Annotated in this window: 17 protein-coding genes; 7 read left to right on the top strand and 10 right to left on the bottom strand. The window is 63.6% G+C overall.

Annotated elements, in window-relative coordinates; genetic code table 11:
* Positions 1-4: 4 nt before the first annotated feature.
* The gene (locus tag AYX22_RS21805) at positions 5-736 is read left to right on the top strand and encodes a hypothetical protein (protein ID WP_207595530.1); all 732 of its coding nucleotides are present in this window, start codon (positions 5-7) and stop codon (positions 734-736) included.
* A 73-nt stretch (positions 737-809) separates the two neighbouring features.
* Here the strand turns inward: AYX22_RS21805 and AYX22_RS21800 are convergent, their stop codons facing one another.
* The 4 genes from AYX22_RS21800 to AYX22_RS21785 are packed head-to-tail and all read right to left on the bottom strand — an operon-like array spanning position 810 to position 4693.
* Positions 810-1268 (bottom strand): ribose-5-phosphate isomerase, encoded by a 459-nt coding sequence (locus AYX22_RS21800; protein ID WP_278251943.1) that lies wholly within the window; start codon positions 1266-1268, stop codon positions 810-812.
* A 9-nt stretch (positions 1269-1277) separates the two neighbouring features.
* Positions 1278-3014 carry a dihydroxyacetone kinase family protein gene (locus AYX22_RS21795; RefSeq protein WP_207595529.1) on the bottom strand — a complete coding sequence of 579 codons (1737 nt, stop codon included), beginning with the start codon at positions 3012-3014 and terminating at the stop codon, positions 1278-1280.
* A 33-nt stretch (positions 3015-3047) separates the two neighbouring features.
* Positions 3048-3821 (bottom strand): SDR family NAD(P)-dependent oxidoreductase, encoded by a 774-nt coding sequence (locus AYX22_RS21790; RefSeq protein ID WP_207595528.1) that lies wholly within the window; start codon positions 3819-3821, stop codon positions 3048-3050.
* Between the two features lie 29 nt (positions 3822-3850).
* Positions 3851-4693 carry a sugar phosphate isomerase/epimerase gene (locus tag AYX22_RS21785; protein WP_207595527.1) on the bottom strand — a complete coding sequence of 281 codons (843 nt, stop codon included), beginning with the start codon at positions 4691-4693 and terminating at the stop codon, positions 3851-3853.
* Positions 4694-4898: 205 nt separating this feature from the next.
* Here AYX22_RS21785 and AYX22_RS21780 point away from each other — a divergent pair, with 205 nt between their 5' ends.
* The 5 genes from AYX22_RS21780 (at position 4899) to AYX22_RS21760 (ending at position 9893) form a co-directional block, all read left to right on the top strand.
* Positions 4899-6236 carry an MFS transporter gene (locus AYX22_RS21780; RefSeq protein ID WP_207595526.1) on the top strand — a complete coding sequence of 446 codons (1338 nt, stop codon included), beginning with the start codon at positions 4899-4901 and terminating at the stop codon, positions 6234-6236.
* Between the two features lie 63 nt (positions 6237-6299).
* Entirely contained in the window at positions 6300-7205 is a 906-nt protein-coding gene (locus tag AYX22_RS21775) for a transketolase (RefSeq protein WP_207595525.1), read from the top strand.
* The gene (locus AYX22_RS21770) at positions 7202-8194 is read left to right on the top strand and encodes a transketolase C-terminal domain-containing protein (protein ID WP_207595524.1); all 993 of its coding nucleotides are present in this window, start codon (positions 7202-7204) and stop codon (positions 8192-8194) included. Before AYX22_RS21775 ends, AYX22_RS21770 begins: the two co-directional genes overlap by 4 nt.
* Positions 8195-8313: 119 nt before the next feature.
* Positions 8314-8967 (top strand): GntR family transcriptional regulator, encoded by a 654-nt coding sequence (locus AYX22_RS21765; RefSeq protein ID WP_207595523.1) that lies wholly within the window; start codon positions 8314-8316, stop codon positions 8965-8967.
* A 188-nt stretch (positions 8968-9155) separates the two neighbouring features.
* On the top strand, positions 9156-9893 hold the full coding sequence (locus tag AYX22_RS21760) for a VOC family protein (RefSeq protein ID WP_207595522.1): 738 nt from the start codon (positions 9156-9158) through the stop codon (positions 9891-9893).
* 16 nt (positions 9894-9909) lie between these two features.
* Here the strand turns inward: AYX22_RS21760 and AYX22_RS21755 are convergent, their stop codons facing one another.
* Positions 9910-10104 carry a hypothetical protein gene (locus AYX22_RS21755; RefSeq protein ID WP_242703450.1) on the bottom strand — a complete coding sequence of 65 codons (195 nt, stop codon included), beginning with the start codon at positions 10102-10104 and terminating at the stop codon, positions 9910-9912.
* 171 nt (positions 10105-10275) lie between these two features.
* The gene (locus AYX22_RS21750) at positions 10276-11250 is read right to left on the bottom strand and encodes an acyl-CoA thioesterase (RefSeq protein WP_207595521.1); all 975 of its coding nucleotides are present in this window, start codon (positions 11248-11250) and stop codon (positions 10276-10278) included.
* Positions 11251-11386: 136 nt separating this feature from the next.
* On the opposite strand from AYX22_RS21750, the gene aztD reads away from it, so the two are divergent.
* Positions 11387-12700, top strand: a complete 1314-nt coding sequence (gene aztD, locus AYX22_RS21745) for a zinc metallochaperone AztD (protein WP_207595520.1) — start codon at positions 11387-11389, stop codon at positions 12698-12700.
* Between the two features lie 128 nt (positions 12701-12828).
* On the opposite strand, the gene AYX22_RS21740 is transcribed toward aztD, so the two are convergent.
* The 4 genes from AYX22_RS21740 to AYX22_RS21725 all read right to left on the bottom strand — a co-directional run bounded on the left by AYX22_RS21740 (position 12829) and on the right by AYX22_RS21725 (position 15350).
* The gene (locus AYX22_RS21740) at positions 12829-13263 is read right to left on the bottom strand and encodes a DoxX family protein (protein WP_089597003.1); all 435 of its coding nucleotides are present in this window, start codon (positions 13261-13263) and stop codon (positions 12829-12831) included.
* Between the two features lie 67 nt (positions 13264-13330).
* Positions 13331-13741 carry a GNAT family N-acetyltransferase gene (locus AYX22_RS21735; protein ID WP_089597002.1) on the bottom strand — a complete coding sequence of 137 codons (411 nt, stop codon included), beginning with the start codon at positions 13739-13741 and terminating at the stop codon, positions 13331-13333.
* On the bottom strand, positions 13738-14337 hold the full coding sequence (locus AYX22_RS21730; RefSeq protein WP_089597001.1) for an antibiotic biosynthesis monooxygenase: 600 nt from the start codon (positions 14335-14337) through the stop codon (positions 13738-13740). Before AYX22_RS21730 ends, AYX22_RS21735 begins: the two co-directional genes overlap by 4 nt.
* A 38-nt stretch (positions 14338-14375) precedes the next feature.
* Positions 14376-15350 (bottom strand): IS481 family transposase, encoded by a 975-nt coding sequence (locus AYX22_RS21725; protein WP_207595519.1) that lies wholly within the window; start codon positions 15348-15350, stop codon positions 14376-14378.
* Between the last annotated feature and the right edge of the window lie 15 nt (positions 15351-15365).

Below are 15365 nucleotides of genomic sequence, written 5' to 3'. Positions count from 1 at the left end.
ACACATGAAGAAAAATTCGCTGCTCGGATTCGGGGCATCGGCACTGGTAATTTTGGCTCTCACGGCGTGTGGTGGTGGTACCACGGCCGCACAGGAATCAACGTCGGCCCCGGCCAGCGAGGCTGCTACTTCGACGCCGACGCCCGTGAAGCAGTACACCAAGGAAGAGCTCATCGGATTGGTCGGGCAGGTCAAACTGGCGGATGGCACCAGCCCCGCCGTACTCTCCGGCGACGAGCTGCTGGCGCAGTATGACTCGATGGTTAAGGGATTCGCAGGAGCCACCATCGAACCCGCCGCCTGTAAGGATCCTTTCTTGCTGGGGGCGCCGCGCACCATCGACGGTTCCACGGCGGCCGGCACGACCCGGACCAAAGCCAACGGTTTCATCAGCAGTGTGTCAATGACCTCCGGCGTCGATGCTGCCCGTCTCCAAGACGATTTGGAGAAGAGCAAATCCCAGGCGGAAGAGTGTAAAAAGGTGTCCTACTCCGCTGAAGGGCAAACGCTCACCACCTCTACTCAGAAGGTCGAAGGCGTGGGCAACGTGCCCGGAACCGAGGGTTTCAAGACCGTAATGGTGCTCCCTGATGGAAGAAAAGGCGCCATCTTTATTGCGCACGCGATTAAGGATGGTGTCTTGATCTCCGCCTCGGCAACTGCCGAAGATGGTGTGGCCGGTGGGCCGGAAGCAGCGGGCGCCCTCATGGACCAGGCAGCAGCGCTGATCAAGTAATTCTTGAATGTCCGGGCCGCACAGGCGGGAGCTTTCCCCGCCTGTGCGGCTTTTTCACGCCCTGAAGAGGTTTTCAGCAGCCCTCGAAGTCGCTGAGGACCTTTACCTTGGCGGCTGAACCGGACGAAGGATCGAACGCGTAGCCGATCCACTCCCTGGCCAACCGGCGGGCCAACTCCACGCCTACAACCCGCTGGCCCATGGTGAGGATCTGGCAGTCATTGGAGAGGATGGAGCGCTCAACGGAGAACGAATCATGGGCAGCTGTGGCCCTGATGCCTGGAACCTTGTTGGCAGCGATAGCCACCCCAATTCCCGTGCCGCAGAACAGGATGGCCCGGTCGGCCTTGCCGTCGCGGATCATCTCGCCGGCCGCGATGCCCACGTAGGGGTAGGGCCTGGTGAAGTCCTCGTCGGCTCGGTTTACTCCGATGTCGATCACTTCAGCGATCCGGGAGTCGGCCTCAAGGTCGGCCAGGATTCGGTCTTTGTACTCAACGCCGGCTTCATCGGCGCCCACAATGATGCGCATGTGAATCTCCTAGGTGGTTGCTGCAAGGGGAATGGCGGTGAAATGCGACCCGACGGCGGCAAACACCATGGCGAGCGACGTCGCCCCGGGGTCCGGCGTACCAATGCTCTTCTCGGCCAGGGGCCGGGCACGCCCCTTCAAGGGGCGAAGTTCCGCGGTGGACTCGGCGGCCCGCGTGGCGTCGGCTGCCGCGGCGGACCACGCTTGCTCCGCGTAGGTACCGGCAGCGATGCGCTTCTCAAGGGAGGATACGAACGGCAGCAGCGCGTCCATCATGGTCTTATCGCCGATCTCGGCCTTTCCGAGGCTCGCGATGCGGTCCGCGAAGGCTCGAACGGACTGGGTGAGGACGTCCGGGGTCGGGTTCTCAGAGTCACCCAACCGCTCGCCAAGGGCGCGCAGTCCGGCACCCCACAGGACGCCCGATGTTCCGCCGGCTTTGTCAGCCCAGGCGTCTCCCGCCGCCGCCAGCAGCGACCCAGCTCCGGCACCGCGTTCAAACGCAACGGCCGCCGCATCCAGAGCTGCCGCGGATCCGCGGACCATGCCGCGGCCGTGGTCGCCGTCGCCTGCGATGGCGTCCATGGCGCCCAGCATCGCCTCGGAATCCCGCAGCAGTGTGGCGGTTGTGTTGAGGGCCGCAAGGCATTGGGCTGCATATTCGCGGGACTCAACTGTGGAGGAATAGTCGGCTGCAGGCACCGCGTCCAGTTCGGCTTCAACGGGGTCCGCGGCAGCGACGTCGAACCCCACAGCACCGCGACGGTACGCCGGAGTCAGTGCTGGCGCGATCCAGTACTGTTCGAGCTCGCCGTCCAGCCAGGTGAGCGTCAACGAAGCGCCTGCCATATCGAGGCTGGTCACCAGCTCCCCAACCTCGGGCATGACCAAGGTGTAGCCGGCTTCGCGGAGGAGGGGAGCCACGGTGCGCCAGAGAACGAACAACTCCTCGTGTTTGGTGGATCCGAGGCCATTGAGGATCACAGCCAGTCGTGTAGAACCGGTAGCCGGCGTTTCGGCCAGAACGCGCCGCACCAGTTCCTGGCCAAGTTCGACGGCGGATGGCAGCTCGGTATCGAACAGTCCGGGCTCACCGTGGATACCCAGGCCCAGGCCCATCTGTCCTTCAGGAAGGCGGAACAGGGGTTGGTCGGCGCCGGGGAAGGTACAGCTGCTGAAGGCCGTGCCAATTGTCCGCGTCAACTCGTTGGCCTTGCGCCCCACGCGAACCACGGACTCGAGGTCCAGCCCTGCTTCGGCCGCCGCACCCATGACCTTGAAGACCACGAAGTCGCCTGCAATACCGCGACGCTTCTCTACCTCGTCCGAAGGGGCACTGGCGATGTCGTCCGTGACCAGCACGTTCTCCGTCGCGATTCCCTCAGCATTGAGGCGCTCGCTGGCCATGCCGAAGTTCATCACATCGCCTGCGTAGTTGCCGTAGGTGAAGACCACGCCTGCCCCTGAATTTGCGGCCTTGGCTACCGAGTAGGCCTGCTGGGTTGATGGCGAGGTGAAGATGTTGCCCACCACGGCGCCGTCAGCGAAGCCTGGTCCGATGATGCCCGCAAAGGCCGGATAATGTCCGGATCCGCCGCCGGTGATGACGGCGACCTTTGGAGTTGCCGGACGGCCGCGGCGGATTGCGCCGCCTTCAACCTGGCGGACGAGGTCTGAGTGAGCGTCGCAGAAACCGGCGAGGGCTTCATCGGCAAAGTCTGCGGGATCGTTGAAGATTCGGGTCATGGTGGGTCCTGGGTTTCCTTCGAGCGGCTCGAATTAGTGGATGTGGCTGCCGCCGTTGATATCGATGGTGGTGCCGGTGAGGTAGGCGGCTTCCTCGGAGGAGAGGAACGTGATCACGGCGGCGACTTCCTCGGTGGTGGCGTTGCGGCCCAGGGGGATGCCGGCGTTGATGGCGGCTTCCTGCTCTTCGGTGCTGCCGACGCGGATGTTGGTGTCCACGGCGCCTGGGGTGATGGCGTTGACGGTCACTCCGGTCTCGCCGATTTCACGGGCGAGTGCCTTGGTGAAGCCCAGGATGGCGGCCTTGGCTGCGGAGTAGGGAACCTTGCCGAACACGCCGCCGCCGCGCTGGGCGGACACCGAGGACATGTTCACGATGCGGCCCCATCCATTGGCGATCATGTCCGGGAGGAACGCCTTGGTGACCAGGTACGTACCGGTGGCGTTGACGTCCATGACCTTGTGCCACAGCTCAAGCGTGGTCTCCAGGAACGGGACCGGCGAGGTGATGCCGGCGATGTTGGCGAGGGCTCCTACAGCCGGGAGGTTTCCGGCGGCAACTTCAGCGGCGACGGCGGCCTGCGCTGCGGTGACTGAAGCTTCGTTGGCGACGTCGATTTCGTAGCCGAACGCCGGAACGTTGAATTCGTTGGCGATCTCGGCTGCAACCTTGGCGGACTTCTCGCCGTCGAGGTCCAGGATGACGATGCCCCAGCCCTGGTTGGCGTAGCGGCGGGCCGTGGTGAGGCCAATGCCGCGATCGGAGGTAGCTCCGGTGAGGACTGCGGTGCGCTGGATGGTGGTCATGGTGCTCCTTGAATATGAGATGGCGCGGTTTAGATGAGGTCTGTAATGAAGCTGGCCGCTTTCGCCGCAGCCGCCGGACGTTCGTCGTGCGTGACATCACGGGTTTCGAGCTCCAGTGAGAAGTGGCCGTCGTAGCCGGCGTCCCGCAGCGTTGCGAGTCCGGTTGCGAAGTCGGCCTTGCCGTGGCCGATGCTGAGGTTGATGTTGCCCGGCCCGGTCTCCGTTGCGGGTACGGCGTCCCTCAGATGGACATGCCTGATCCGCGAGCCGACGCGGCGGATGAAATCCACGGGATCGCCTCCGGAGGCAACGATGTGGCTGAAGTCCATGACGATGCCGACGTCGGACCCGGCCAGGCGGTCCGCGAGCAGTTGGGCGCGTTCGGTGTTCCAGCAGAGCCGGTAGTAGTGCAGGGATTCCGTCCACAGCTCGACGCCGAACTCTGCCGCCCGCTGTGAGGCGTGGATCAGTTGGGTTGCTACAACGTCGATGTCTTCTTCGAGGCTCCGCAAGGGGTCGCGGTCGATGGCACCGCACGGCAGGACGAGCGCCTTCGCGCCGGTCTTGGAGGCCAGGGCGAGAAGCATCCCAAGGTGCCGTTCGCGCTCTTGCTGCGCAGCGGCGTCGAGCGCTGCGTTCAGGCACCCGACGTCGCCGTTGACCGAGCGGACGCGCAGTCCCGAGCTATTGACGACGGCGGCGACCGCTTCGACTGCCTCCACGTCCAGTACGTACGGCACATGGTCGCAGACGCCCGGTAGTGCGCCGAGGTCGATCTCTTCGAATCCGAGACCGCGCATGGTGCGGAGGGCTGTTGCCAAATCCTGGTGGCGGAAGCTGATGGAAGAACAGCCCAGTCGTGAATGGAACATCGTCGTCGATCCTCATGTTGGGGCCCTCATCGGCGAGGTGCCTTAGTGATGCAAGCCACGTTAGCTGCGTTAACTGTCAACAGTCAACCTTGAGAGTTGACTGTTGACATTGCTGGTGCCCTGCGTCACAGTTGTCGTATTATGTTGACTGTCGACAGTGGGGTTGCCGAAGAAGCGCCGCACTCTTCGAAAGGGAAAAAGACAGATGAGCAATGAAGCTCTGACCATGCGTGGTCCGGTTCATGGAACCAAGGAAGCAAAGCGCGTCGCCGTCGGTTCCGGCGTTGGCGCAGTCATCGAAACCTACGACTTCATCGGTTTCGGCACCGCCGCTGCACTTTACTTCGGTACGGCATTCTTCCCGGGCGCCGACCCGGTGACCGGCACCCTGGCCTCCTTCGCGACCCTCGGCGTCGGCTTCGCTGCCCGTCCGTTGGGTGGCATCATCGGCGGCCACCTCGGCGACAAGCTTGGCCGCAAGCCGGTCCTCGTGGCCTCGCTCATCCTCATGGGCCTGGCAACCTTCGCCATTGGCCTCCTGCCGACCTACTCGCAGGTGGGGCTGCTGGCTCCTGCGCTCCTTGTCCTTGTCCGCATCATCCAAGGCCTGGCCTTCGGTGCTGAATGGGGTGGCGCCATCCTGATGAGCTACGAACACGCACCCTGGCGGAAAAAGGGCCAGTTCACAGGCATCGTGCAGGCCGGCTTCCCCGTGGGACTCCTCCTCGCGAACCTCGTCTTCCTCGGCAGCGTAGGACTCGGCAGCGAATGGGCCTGGCGTGTACCGTTCCTTGCGAGCATCGTCCTGGTGGCCGTGGGCCTCATCATCCGCTCCAAGGTTCCCGAGTCCCCGGTGTTCGAAGACGTCAAGGCCAAGGGCGACATCGTGAAGTCCCCCATCGTTGAGGTCATCAAGACCGACTGGCGCAACATCGTCCGGGGCATCGGCCTCCGTATCGCCGAAACCGCAGGCTACGCCGTCTCCGTGACGTACATGATCTCCTACCTGCACACCAACCAGCTGGCAGACAAAACCCAAACCCTCGTTGCCCTCTGTGTCGCTGCCGGCATCGGCATCTTCGCCACCTACTTCTGGGGCAAACTGACCGACAAGGTGGGCCGCCGTCCCGTCTACATCTGGTCAACGGCTTTCGCAGTGGTCTTCGGCATCCCGATGTTCATGCTGGTCAACACCGGCCTGTTCCTCCTGATCATCGCCACCATCGTCATCGCCTACGCTGTCTGCCAGAACTCCCTCGCCGGCGCCCAGGGTGCATGGTTCCCGGAGCTCTTCCAAGCCAAGACACGGTCGTCCGGCGCGTCGCTGTCCTACCAGATCTCCGCCATGGTCTCCGGCTTCACCCCCTTCATCACCACCCTGCTGTTCGTCAGCATGGGCTGGATGGGACCGGCGCTGCTGTTCAGCTTCTACGCAGCCATCGGCCTGTGGGCAGCACTGATCACCCGGGAAACCTGGGGCAAGCGTGAGCGTGAGCTCGCCGAAGAAGCCGCCAGCAAAACTCCCCAGAAGGTAAACGCCTAAAGCACCCATTGACGTCGTGCGCGTTCTCCCCATCGGTATGCGCCCGACTCCGGAAGGAAACCAGTGACTCTCTCCTCAGTTGAAGCGGCTCCGGCCGCCCCTGCGGCCGACCGCGTTGACCGCATCCGTGCCGCCGCGTACCGCATCCGCCACCACGCCCTGACCATGGGCGAGGTCCAGGGCCAGGGCTACGTTGGCCAGGCGCTCGGCGCCGCTGACATGCTGGCCGCCGTTTACGCCGACCAGCTCAGCTACCGGGCCGAAGACCCGCACTGGGAAGGCCGCGACAGGTTCCTGCTCTCCACGGGGCACTACGCAATCGGGCACTACGCCGCGCTGGCCGAGGCCGGGATCGTTCCGGTCGCTGAGCTCGAAACGTACGGTTCCGACGATTCACGCCTGCCGATGTCCGGTATGTCCACCTACACCCCGGGCATGGAAATCTCCGGCGGTTCGTTGGGCCATGGCCTGACGATCGCCGTCGGCATGGCTCTTGGGCTGCGCCTGCAAAGCTCCCCGTCGCGGGTGATCAACTTCCTTTCCGATGGCGAACTCGACGAAGGCTCGACGTGGGAAGCCGCCATGGGCGCGCACCACCACCAGCTCGGAAACCTGACGGCCATGGTGGACATCAACGCCCTCCAGGCTGACGGCGCCACCGACACCGTGCTCCGTACCGAGCCGGTCACCGAGAAGTGGGAATCGTTCGGCTGGTACACCCAGCGCGTGGACGGGAACGACGTCGGTGCGCTGCTGGCAGCGTTCGACAACATCGCCAGCCGCAGGGCGGTTGCGGGAAAGTCTGCTTCAGGGCAGCCGTCCGTGATCCTGTGCGACACCAAGGTGGGCCGCGGTGTGCCTTTGTTGGAGACCCGTGAAAAGGCGCACTTCATGCGCATCGAAGAACACGAGTGGCAGATCTGCCGCGAACAGCTGACCGCTGGATACGAAGGGACGGTTTCAGCATGAGCACAGTGACCAAACCGAAGCTCAAGACCTCCGCCATGATCGCGTCCTTCGCGGACCCGGGCCAGATAACCACCTCCGCTCCGTTCGGACACGCGCTGGTCAAGGCCGCTGAGGCTGACTCCCGCATTGTCGGTCTTACGGCAGACCTCGGTAAGTACACCGATATGCATATCTTCGCCAAGGCGTTTCCGGAACGGTTCTTCCAGATGGGCATGGCCGAGCAGCTCCTCTTCGGCGCCGCCGCGGGCATGGCCGAAACGGGACTGATCCCGTTCGCTTCCACCTACTCCGTGTTCGCAGCCCGCCGTGCTTACGACTTCCTCTGCCTGGACATCGCCGAACCGAACCTTAACGTGAACATCGTCGGCGGCCTCCCGGGCCTGACCACCGGCTACGGACCCAGCCACCAGGCCACCGAGGACATGGCGATCTTCCGCGGCATGCCCAACCTGACCATCGTGGACCCTTGCGACTCCGTGGACATCGAGCAGGCTGTGCCCCAGCTCGCTTCATCCGAAGGGCCCACGTACCTGCGCCTGCTGCGCGGCAACGTCCCCACGGTCCTGGATGAGTATGACTACACGTTCGAGCTCGGCAAGGCGAAGGTCCTGCGCGGCGGCAACGACGTGGTGTTCGTGTCCTCCGGCCTGATGACCATGCGTGCGCTGCAGGCAGCAGATGCGTTGGCTGCCCATAACGTGGATGTGGCTGTGGTGCACACGCCCACCATCAAGCCGTTCGACTCCGCAACCGTCCTGGCAGAACTCAACACCGACCGGCTCGCCGTCACGCTGGAGAACCACACCGTTGTTGGCGGTCTGTTCGAAACTGTTGCATCCGCCGTCGTGACGGCCGGTCTCGGCAAGCGCGTGGTTCCCATCGCGCTTCCGGACCAGTTCCTCGACGCCGGTGCGCTGCCGACGCTGCACGAACGGTACGGACTGTCTGTGGACCGGATCGTGTCGAAGGTGCTGGCAGAGCTCGGCTGAGTTGTTGTTATCGAGCAGGAGTGAGGGACGGCCATGACTGCCCGTCCCGCACTCCTGCCCGTAGTATCAACTGTTAACACCGGACTGTCAGCAGTTGCCCAAAGAACCGAGGACACACCATGGCCACCGCATCCCTGCTGGGACTTGAGAAGAAGAGCCTGCGCGAACAGGCGCTCGCAGCACTGCGCACCGCCATCACCAGTGGTGAACTCGAACCCGGGCGGCACCTCGTGGAAACCGAACTTTCCGAGATGCTGCAGATCAGCCGCGGCACCCTCCGCGAAGCCCTGCGCCAGCTGGAGCAGGAAGGCCTGATCTCAGCCGGAGCGCGAGGCCGCATGTCCGTGCGGCACCTGGACGTCAAGGAAATCCGTGACATCTTCGCCGTCCGCGGCGTTCTGGAATCATTGGCTGCACGGACCCTTAGTGACATGTCCGATAAGGAAGCCGCGCTCGCAGAGCTGCGTGCCGCCGTCGATAATATGGACAAAGCCGCCAAGTCCTCACTGGAGGAGCGGATCGAATCCGACCTCGAGTTCCACCGCACGCTCTGCCGCCTGTCCGGGAACGAAACCTTGCTGCATTCGTGGGAATCACTGGAGGGCTCCATCCGGATGTCCATCATGTTCGCCGGCCTGGAACGAGCCACGCGGAACATGAGTGTCGGGCGGCATCACGACATTGTTGCCGCCATTGAGACCGGGAACGCGGCCAAAGCGAGGGAGACGATCATCGCGCACATGGACGGTGCTGCGGAGAACTTGGTGGGGTAGTGCTACAGCCTCGGCTGGCCGACATTGCCGATGGCCGTAACCGGTTATACCTCCGATAGGGTCCCCGTTGCTGAGCAGCAGGCGCTACGCAGCGAAGGACATCTGGTGGCCGCTCTCGAGAGGGCAGAGCCTGCGGACAGTCGTGATGCTCCGGTATCTGGCTCGGGTCAGGTATAGGGTAGTGCGGCATGGGACTGCGACTTGTTCAAGTGAACTTCAAAGCCCGGGATGACTCTGCTCTCGGGAAGTTTTGGGCTGACGCCCTCGGATGGGGTACTTCCAGTGAGGGACCCGGTGTGACCAACGTTGAACCCGTGGGTTTCACGTGGCCTGACCCTTCAGCCGTCTGCGTTGACGTCGTGACAGTTCCGGACCCGGAGACGGTGCAATACCGGGTGCATCTTGATCTCGCTACCACCTCTGCTGCCCACCAGGCGGAACTTATTGCGCGGCTCAAGGAGCTCGGCGCGACTCCGGCCGATATAGGGCAGGGAGAGGCGCCATGGACGGTGCTGGCAGATCCCGAGGGCAACCTGTTCTGCGTGTTGGAACCCCGCCCGATCTACCAAGACACCGGACCTATTGCCACTGTGGTGGTCAATTGCGCAGATCCACGGGCCATGGCCACCTTCTGGAGCCGTGCCATGGACTGGACCCTCCACGAGGTGACGGATGAACACGCTAGGCTGCGTTCGTCCGCGGGGGTCGGGCCATATCTGGAGTTGCTCCGGACGGCGGACCCTGACTCATTGCAGAACCGAATACACCTCGACCTGATGCCCTACTCCGCTGACGATCAAGCGGCAGAAGTGGACCGTTTGCATACCCTGGGTGCCGTTGACGCTGACGTCGGCCAGGGCGACGTGTCATGGCGTTGCCTCGCGGACCCCGAGGGCAACGAGTTCTGTGTACTGCGGCCAGGCTGACGAACAGGCGAGATGCCTAGCTGCCTTCGGCCAGCGGCAGCGTAAGGAACAAGTTCGTTGAGATCAACTTCTTCGATGAAGGAAGGGACTCCTTGTTTCGGGCCAGATCGATCAGGTCCTCGATGAAGGACTGCATGGCTATCAGTTCATGCTCCAGGGCCCCGGTAATGCGTTCCTTGCTGACCTGGGGAAGTTCGGAGTTCCGGAGCATTGCTGCGTTGGTCCGCAGCGATGTCAGGGGCGTGCGCAGTTCATGGGAGGCGGCAGCGATGGCATGGCTGCAGCCGGGGCCAACCCGGCCGACGGTGGGCCTTCACCGATGACGGACAGCTCACGCGCGCTTCGATACTCAGGGTGAGCCGGCTCCCTTAGTTGCCCAACGTTAGTGGCCCGAAGCCTTCAACAGGTGATCCGGCAGCCGGTTTCCGGGTGCCCGCCCACGGATTTCCAGCAGTTCGCGGGCATGGGCGTGCAGCTTCTTGTCCTCCTCGGAGACTGGTACCCAGGACGGAATCGGCACGGCAGTGCCCGTTTCATCGCGCGCCACCATCACCGTGAGGCAATACGTGGTCAGGTTCATTTCGCGGGTCTTGGGATCTCCGGAGCGGACGTGGACTGCAATGTGCATGCCCTTGGCGCCGGTGTAGACGAGACGTGCTTCCACCTCTACGACGTGACCGATCAGCAGTGGCCGGTAGAAACGCACACCACCGGAGAATACGGCCACTGTGTCCTTCCCGGCGTACCGGGAGGCGCAAACGTACGCGGCTTCGTCGATCCATTTCATGACGATGCCGCCGTGGACCTTGCCGCCCCAGTTCACATCTGTGGGGGACGCCATGAACCGCAGGACAACGCGCTCGGCGGTGCCGGCGTCGGTATATTCCTGGGCGTTCATCGCATTGACGATCTCCTCGCGGACCTCGATGCGCGCCAAGGCATGGTCTCGTTGCTCGATCTCTCCAGGCGTAGACGGCTCAAACTGGGGGACGGGAATCGGCTTGCCGTCGGGCCCCACTGCCACAAAGATCACCATGCACTGGCTGTGCATCGTCTCAGGGCCGCCCTTGGGATCACGCGAGCTGACCACGGTGTGGATGTGCATGGAAGAGCGGCCGGTGTAGACGATGGTGGACGTCACCTCCACCATGTCGCCGCTGTTGACCGGATCCGTGAAGTGGATGTTGCCCACATAAGCGGTGACACAATACGACTTCGACCAGCCCACTGCTGCTGCGTAGGCTGCCTTGTCCACCCACTCAAGGACCGTGCCGGCGTCGACTGACCCGCTGTGTCCGATGTCCATGGGAGCCGCGAGGAAACGGAGGGTCACTGAATTGGCGGCGTCTTCGCTCATGCTTGGAATCTTACTGTCGGCAGGTTTCTGTTACGTGAGTAAGTCAGGCCCGGCTGTCCGCGTGGACAGACACCTCAAGTGCACCCGATCGGCGGCTCGAGTTGCACCATAAATGAGAATCAATATCATTTAAGTCATGCCTCATCACCCCACTCCCATGTCCCCTGTCCGCAGTACGCGCAAAAGCCGACTTCGCGCACAGCCGATTGCCGCCGTCGGGCTCTCTGCCCTCTTGCTGACAGCGTGCGCCGCCCCTGGCGGCTCAGCCGGCAACGCAGTCGACGCAGCGCCCCAAGCCACCTCCGCACCCAGCGCAAAGGAGGCTGGGGCGCCGACTCCGCGGCTCGTTTACACCCACGACGCCGGCATTTCAGTTCTGGACGCTACCTCGCTTGAGCAGGTGGGAAGTGCGGAAATTTCCGGTTTCAGCCGGCTCAACCCGGCCGGCGATGGCCGGCACGTCTTCGTCTCCACGGGCGACTCCTTCCGCCTCTTCGACGCAGGCGCCTGGACGGAGCCGCACGGCGACCACAGCCACCACTATGTGGCCGAGCCCAAGCTGACTGAGTTGGCGTTTGCGGCAGACAAGGCCGGTCACGTGGTGCTGCACGGAGACAAGACCGTGCTCTTCAGCGACGGTTCCGGGAAGGTGGAGAGCTTCCAAACCTCTGCGCTGGCCGCTGCAGTAGAGGATGGGAAGTTGCCCGCGACTGACGTCTATACAACGCCCGAGGCACATCACGGTGTGGCTGTGGAGCTGGAAGACGGCAAGCTCCTGGTGACACTCGGCAACGAGGAGGGGCGCTCGGGCATCGCGGTGCTGTCGGCGGGCAAGGGCCAGGAACGCAAGGAAGTAGTGCGCAACGAAGATTGCCCGGGAGTTCACGGCGAGGCCGTAGCCGCCAACGAAGCTGTAGTGGTTGGCTGCGAAAACGGGATGCTCATCTACAAAGATGGCGCCATTACCAAGGTTGCCAGCCCTGATGCCTACGGCCGGATGGGAAACCAGGCGGGGTCCGAAAAGTCGCCGGTCATTCTCGGTGACTACAAGGTGGACAAGGCTGCCGAGCTCGAGCGGCCCACGCGGATCTCCCTGGTTAATACTGAGACGGCCAGCCTGCAGTTGGTGGATATCGGCACCAGCTACTCCTTCCGTTCGCTCGGCCGCGGGCCCGCCGGTGAGGCGCTGGTACTTGGCACGGATGGCGGCCTGCGTGTGATCGATCCCCTGACCGGTACCGTTACGTCGACGATCCCGGTGGTTGGGGCTTGGGAAGAATCCACAACCTGGCAGGACCCACGGCCAACGCTCTTTGTCCAGGGCTCGACGGCGTTCGTCACCGAGCCGGCGACTCGCACCATCCACGCGGTGGACTTGAAGACCGGCAAGGTGGCGAAGTCGGCGCAGGTGGAGCATGTCCCGAACGAGCTGACCGGCGTCAAGGGCTAGTCCCCTCACATCCCCGATCCTCTCTCACATCCCGGTGCTTAAACGCCGACGGTCTCTCACTTTTCTCAAGAAAGTGAGAGACCGTCGCTGTATAGGGGCTGTTATGTGAGAGAGCGTCGGTGGGTGGTTTATGCGAGGACGCGGAGCTTGGATCCTGAACGGCCGAACAGTGCGGCGTCGGCGGAGATTTTGCCTGCACCGGCCAGTGCGAGGGCCAAGGCGGCTCCGGCGAAGAGCAGCACCAGCTCGTACCCGCCGTTGCCGACAAAGACGCCGGCCGGCGCGTGCACCAGGAAGAGTGCGCCGAGCATGTTGACGGCCAGGAGCGCTGCGAACACGCGGGTAAGGAGCCCGATGATCAGCGCGATGCCGCCCACGAGCTCCAGGGTTGCAACAATCGGCGCCACGGCCGAGGCGCCGGGCACGCCCATCTGGGCGAAGGAGGCCTGGGTGCCTGCAATGGTGAATTCGTTGAACTTCTGCCAACCGTGCGCGGCGAAGAGAAATCCTGCAATAACGCGCAGGATGGTCAGGGCTGTGGTGGTCAAGCTGGACTTGTTCATACTTCAACCCTTCAGGAGTTAAGTTGAAGTGTCAACTAATCGTGGCTTTTTATGACCAAACTCCCAGCTACCTGACTTCGCGACGCTCAAGGTAGCGGGCATCCGGTTCTGCAAAACCGAACTGCTGGTACAGCCCATGTGCATCGCTGGTGTGGAGCATCCAGCGGAAGTTTGCCCCCGGCCCGGCGTCGATCATTTCCCGGACAATGGCCTTGCCCAGCGACTGGCCGCGCGCGGATTCGTGGACGTAAACGTCGGCCAGGTAAGCGATGGCGACTCCGTCGGAGAACGCCCGGGCGTAGCCCACCATGGCGCCGGTGCGGGAATCGTAGGCACCCACGATCCGCCAAGCGTTGTCCAGCTGTGCTTCAACATCGGCGCGAGTGCGCCACCTCCCCCAGTAGACGTTGGTGGAGAGTTCATTCCAGAGCCAATCGCGATCAACGCGGTCCTTGTCTGCGGAAAGAACGTAGGTCATCGCGCAGCCCCCTTGGTCCGAACGGGACGGCTGCCGCGGGGCTTCGCCTGAAGCCATGGCTGCAGCAGCCGGGTGGTGATCGGCAGGAAGATGTACGTCATCAACGGCGTGAGGATCACGATGTTCAAGAGGACCGCGAACACCAACGGCCAGTCCTGGGTCAACGGATGCAGCAGGAAGTTGGCCAGCAGACTCAACGGGAAGAACGGCAGGAAGATGCTGATGGCCTGCTTCCAACGCGGCGGCACCACTGTTTCGGGTACCACCACCGAGACGTCGCCAGGCCGCGAAAACCAGCCCTCAATTCCCGTGTGACGCTCCACGCGGGTGGTCTCCATCATGTCCCTGGCGCTGTCGATCCACCAGCGCCGTTCCTCGGAGTCTTCCCACTCCTGCAGCGACTCGGCGTCAGCAAAGCGATAGAGCATGTGCCATTCGGTGGAGTCCACCCCGTTGCGAACCCACCCCGACCCCAGGTATCCCGGCCATTCGCGGGCGAGTTCCTGGCCGGCGTGGGCCCACGCGTTGGCTTGGCGGGTATAGCCCGGCAGGATGGTGCGGGCGACGGAAACGGTGACGGGATGCTCGTGTGACACGGCCCAAATGTACCCGGCCATCGGCGGACTAGGTGTACTCAGTCAGTAGGTTGGTTGCACCTGCTGATGGGTGGTTTGCCTCCGAGGCTGCCGTGGGGCCGGTGGTTGTTGTAGAAGTCTAGCCAGGGCTGCAGGGCGTCGGTCCGGGCTTGGTTGGACGTGAAGGGTTGCCGGTAGGCCCAGCCTTCTTGGAGGGTGCGGTTGAAGCGTTCTGCTTTGCCGTTCTGCCAGGGATGGCGGGGTTTGATCAGGATGTGTTTGGCGCCCAGTGCAGCCAGTGCGTCCTGGAAGTCTTTCGATAGCCGGTAGGCGAACGCGTTGTCGGTCATGACTCTGCGGACGGGTGCGCCGTTGGCTGCCATGGCCGCTGCGGCCCGGGTGAGGAACCCGGCGCAGGTCGGGCCTTTCTCGTCGGGCAGGACCTCGGCGTAGGCCAGACGGGTGTGGTCATCGACGGCCACGTGGACGTAGTCGAAACCGACCCTTGTATGGCCTGTTGAGTGGTTGCGGGCGGATTGCTTCGGGTCGGCCCGCCAGCCTCCGCCGTCGGGAATCCGCCCCAGTTTCTTGACGTCGATGTGGATCATATCTCCGGGAGCGTCACGCTCATAGCGGCGGTCCGTGGCACGGGATGCCCGGATCCGTACCCCGGTCACCGGGTCCAGGTCCCACAGTCGGGGCATGCCCGCGCGGGTCAGGATCCGAGAGACCGTCCGTGCGCTCGTCCCGCAGCGCAAGGCCAGGCCCGCTGGCCCTTCGCGGTGCTCAACGCGCTGGGTCAGAACATCAGATACGACTTCCGCGGAGGTCGCGTGCGGGCACGACCTTGGGCGGGAGCTGCGGTCTTCAAGACCGTCCCAGCCGTGCGTCCTGTACCTGCTGAGCCAGCGGTGTGCGCAGGTCCTCGAGATGCCCATTTCCTTCGCGACATGGGCAACGGGACGGCCGGCGAGGACGCGCTCGATAAGGATCCGCCTACCGTTCGGAGTCAGACGGGCATTACGGTGGGACATGAAGACCTCTTAGTC

This window comes from Arthrobacter sp. D5-1, from assembly GCF_017357425.1.
Classification (GTDB): domain Bacteria; phylum Actinomycetota; class Actinomycetes; order Actinomycetales; family Micrococcaceae; genus Arthrobacter.
Note: the sequence above shows the minus strand (reverse complement) of the source record. Positions and strands in the feature narration are given on the sequence as shown.

What these genes read in the sequence shown, in the direction of transcription:
- AYX22_RS21790 (WP_207595528.1), bottom strand. Translation starts at nt 3,821, where the DNA reads ATGACCACCATCCAGCGCACCGCAGTCCTCACCGGAGCTACCTCCGAT.
- AYX22_RS21765 (WP_207595523.1), top strand. Translation starts at nt 8,314, where the DNA reads ATGGCCACCGCATCCCTGCTGGGACTTGAGAAGAAGAGCCTGCGCGAA.
- AYX22_RS21785 (WP_207595527.1), bottom strand. Translation starts at nt 4,693, where the DNA reads ATGTTCCATTCACGACTGGGCTGTTCTTCCATCAGCTTCCGCCACCAG.
- AYX22_RS21725 (WP_207595519.1), bottom strand. Translation starts at nt 15,350, where the DNA reads ATGTCCCACCGTAATGCCCGTCTGACTCCGAACGGTAGGCGGATCCTT.
- AYX22_RS21760 (WP_207595522.1), top strand. Translation starts at nt 9,156, where the DNA reads ATGGGACTGCGACTTGTTCAAGTGAACTTCAAAGCCCGGGATGACTCT.
- AYX22_RS21740 (WP_089597003.1), bottom strand. Translation starts at nt 13,263, where the DNA reads ATGAACAAGTCCAGCTTGACCACCACAGCCCTGACCATCCTGCGCGTT.
- AYX22_RS21780 (WP_207595526.1), top strand. Translation starts at nt 4,899, where the DNA reads ATGAGCAATGAAGCTCTGACCATGCGTGGTCCGGTTCATGGAACCAAG.
- AYX22_RS21735 (WP_089597002.1), bottom strand. Translation starts at nt 13,741, where the DNA reads ATGACCTACGTTCTTTCCGCAGACAAGGACCGCGTTGATCGCGATTGG.
- aztD (WP_207595520.1), top strand. Translation starts at nt 11,387, where the DNA reads ATGCCTCATCACCCCACTCCCATGTCCCCTGTCCGCAGTACGCGCAAA.
- AYX22_RS21805 (WP_207595530.1), top strand. Translation starts at nt 5, where the DNA reads ATGAAGAAAAATTCGCTGCTCGGATTCGGGGCATCGGCACTGGTAATT.
- AYX22_RS21755 (WP_242703450.1), bottom strand. Translation starts at nt 10,104, where the DNA reads ATGCTCCGGAACTCCGAACTTCCCCAGGTCAGCAAGGAACGCATTACC.
- AYX22_RS21770 (WP_207595524.1), top strand. Translation starts at nt 7,202, where the DNA reads ATGAGCACAGTGACCAAACCGAAGCTCAAGACCTCCGCCATGATCGCG.
- AYX22_RS21800 (WP_278251943.1), bottom strand. Translation starts at nt 1,268, where the DNA reads ATGCGCATCATTGTGGGCGCCGATGAAGCCGGCGTTGAGTACAAAGAC.
- AYX22_RS21795 (WP_207595529.1), bottom strand. Translation starts at nt 3,014, where the DNA reads ATGACCCGAATCTTCAACGATCCCGCAGACTTTGCCGATGAAGCCCTC.
- AYX22_RS21750 (WP_207595521.1), bottom strand. Translation starts at nt 11,250, where the DNA reads ATGAGCGAAGACGCCGCCAATTCAGTGACCCTCCGTTTCCTCGCGGCT.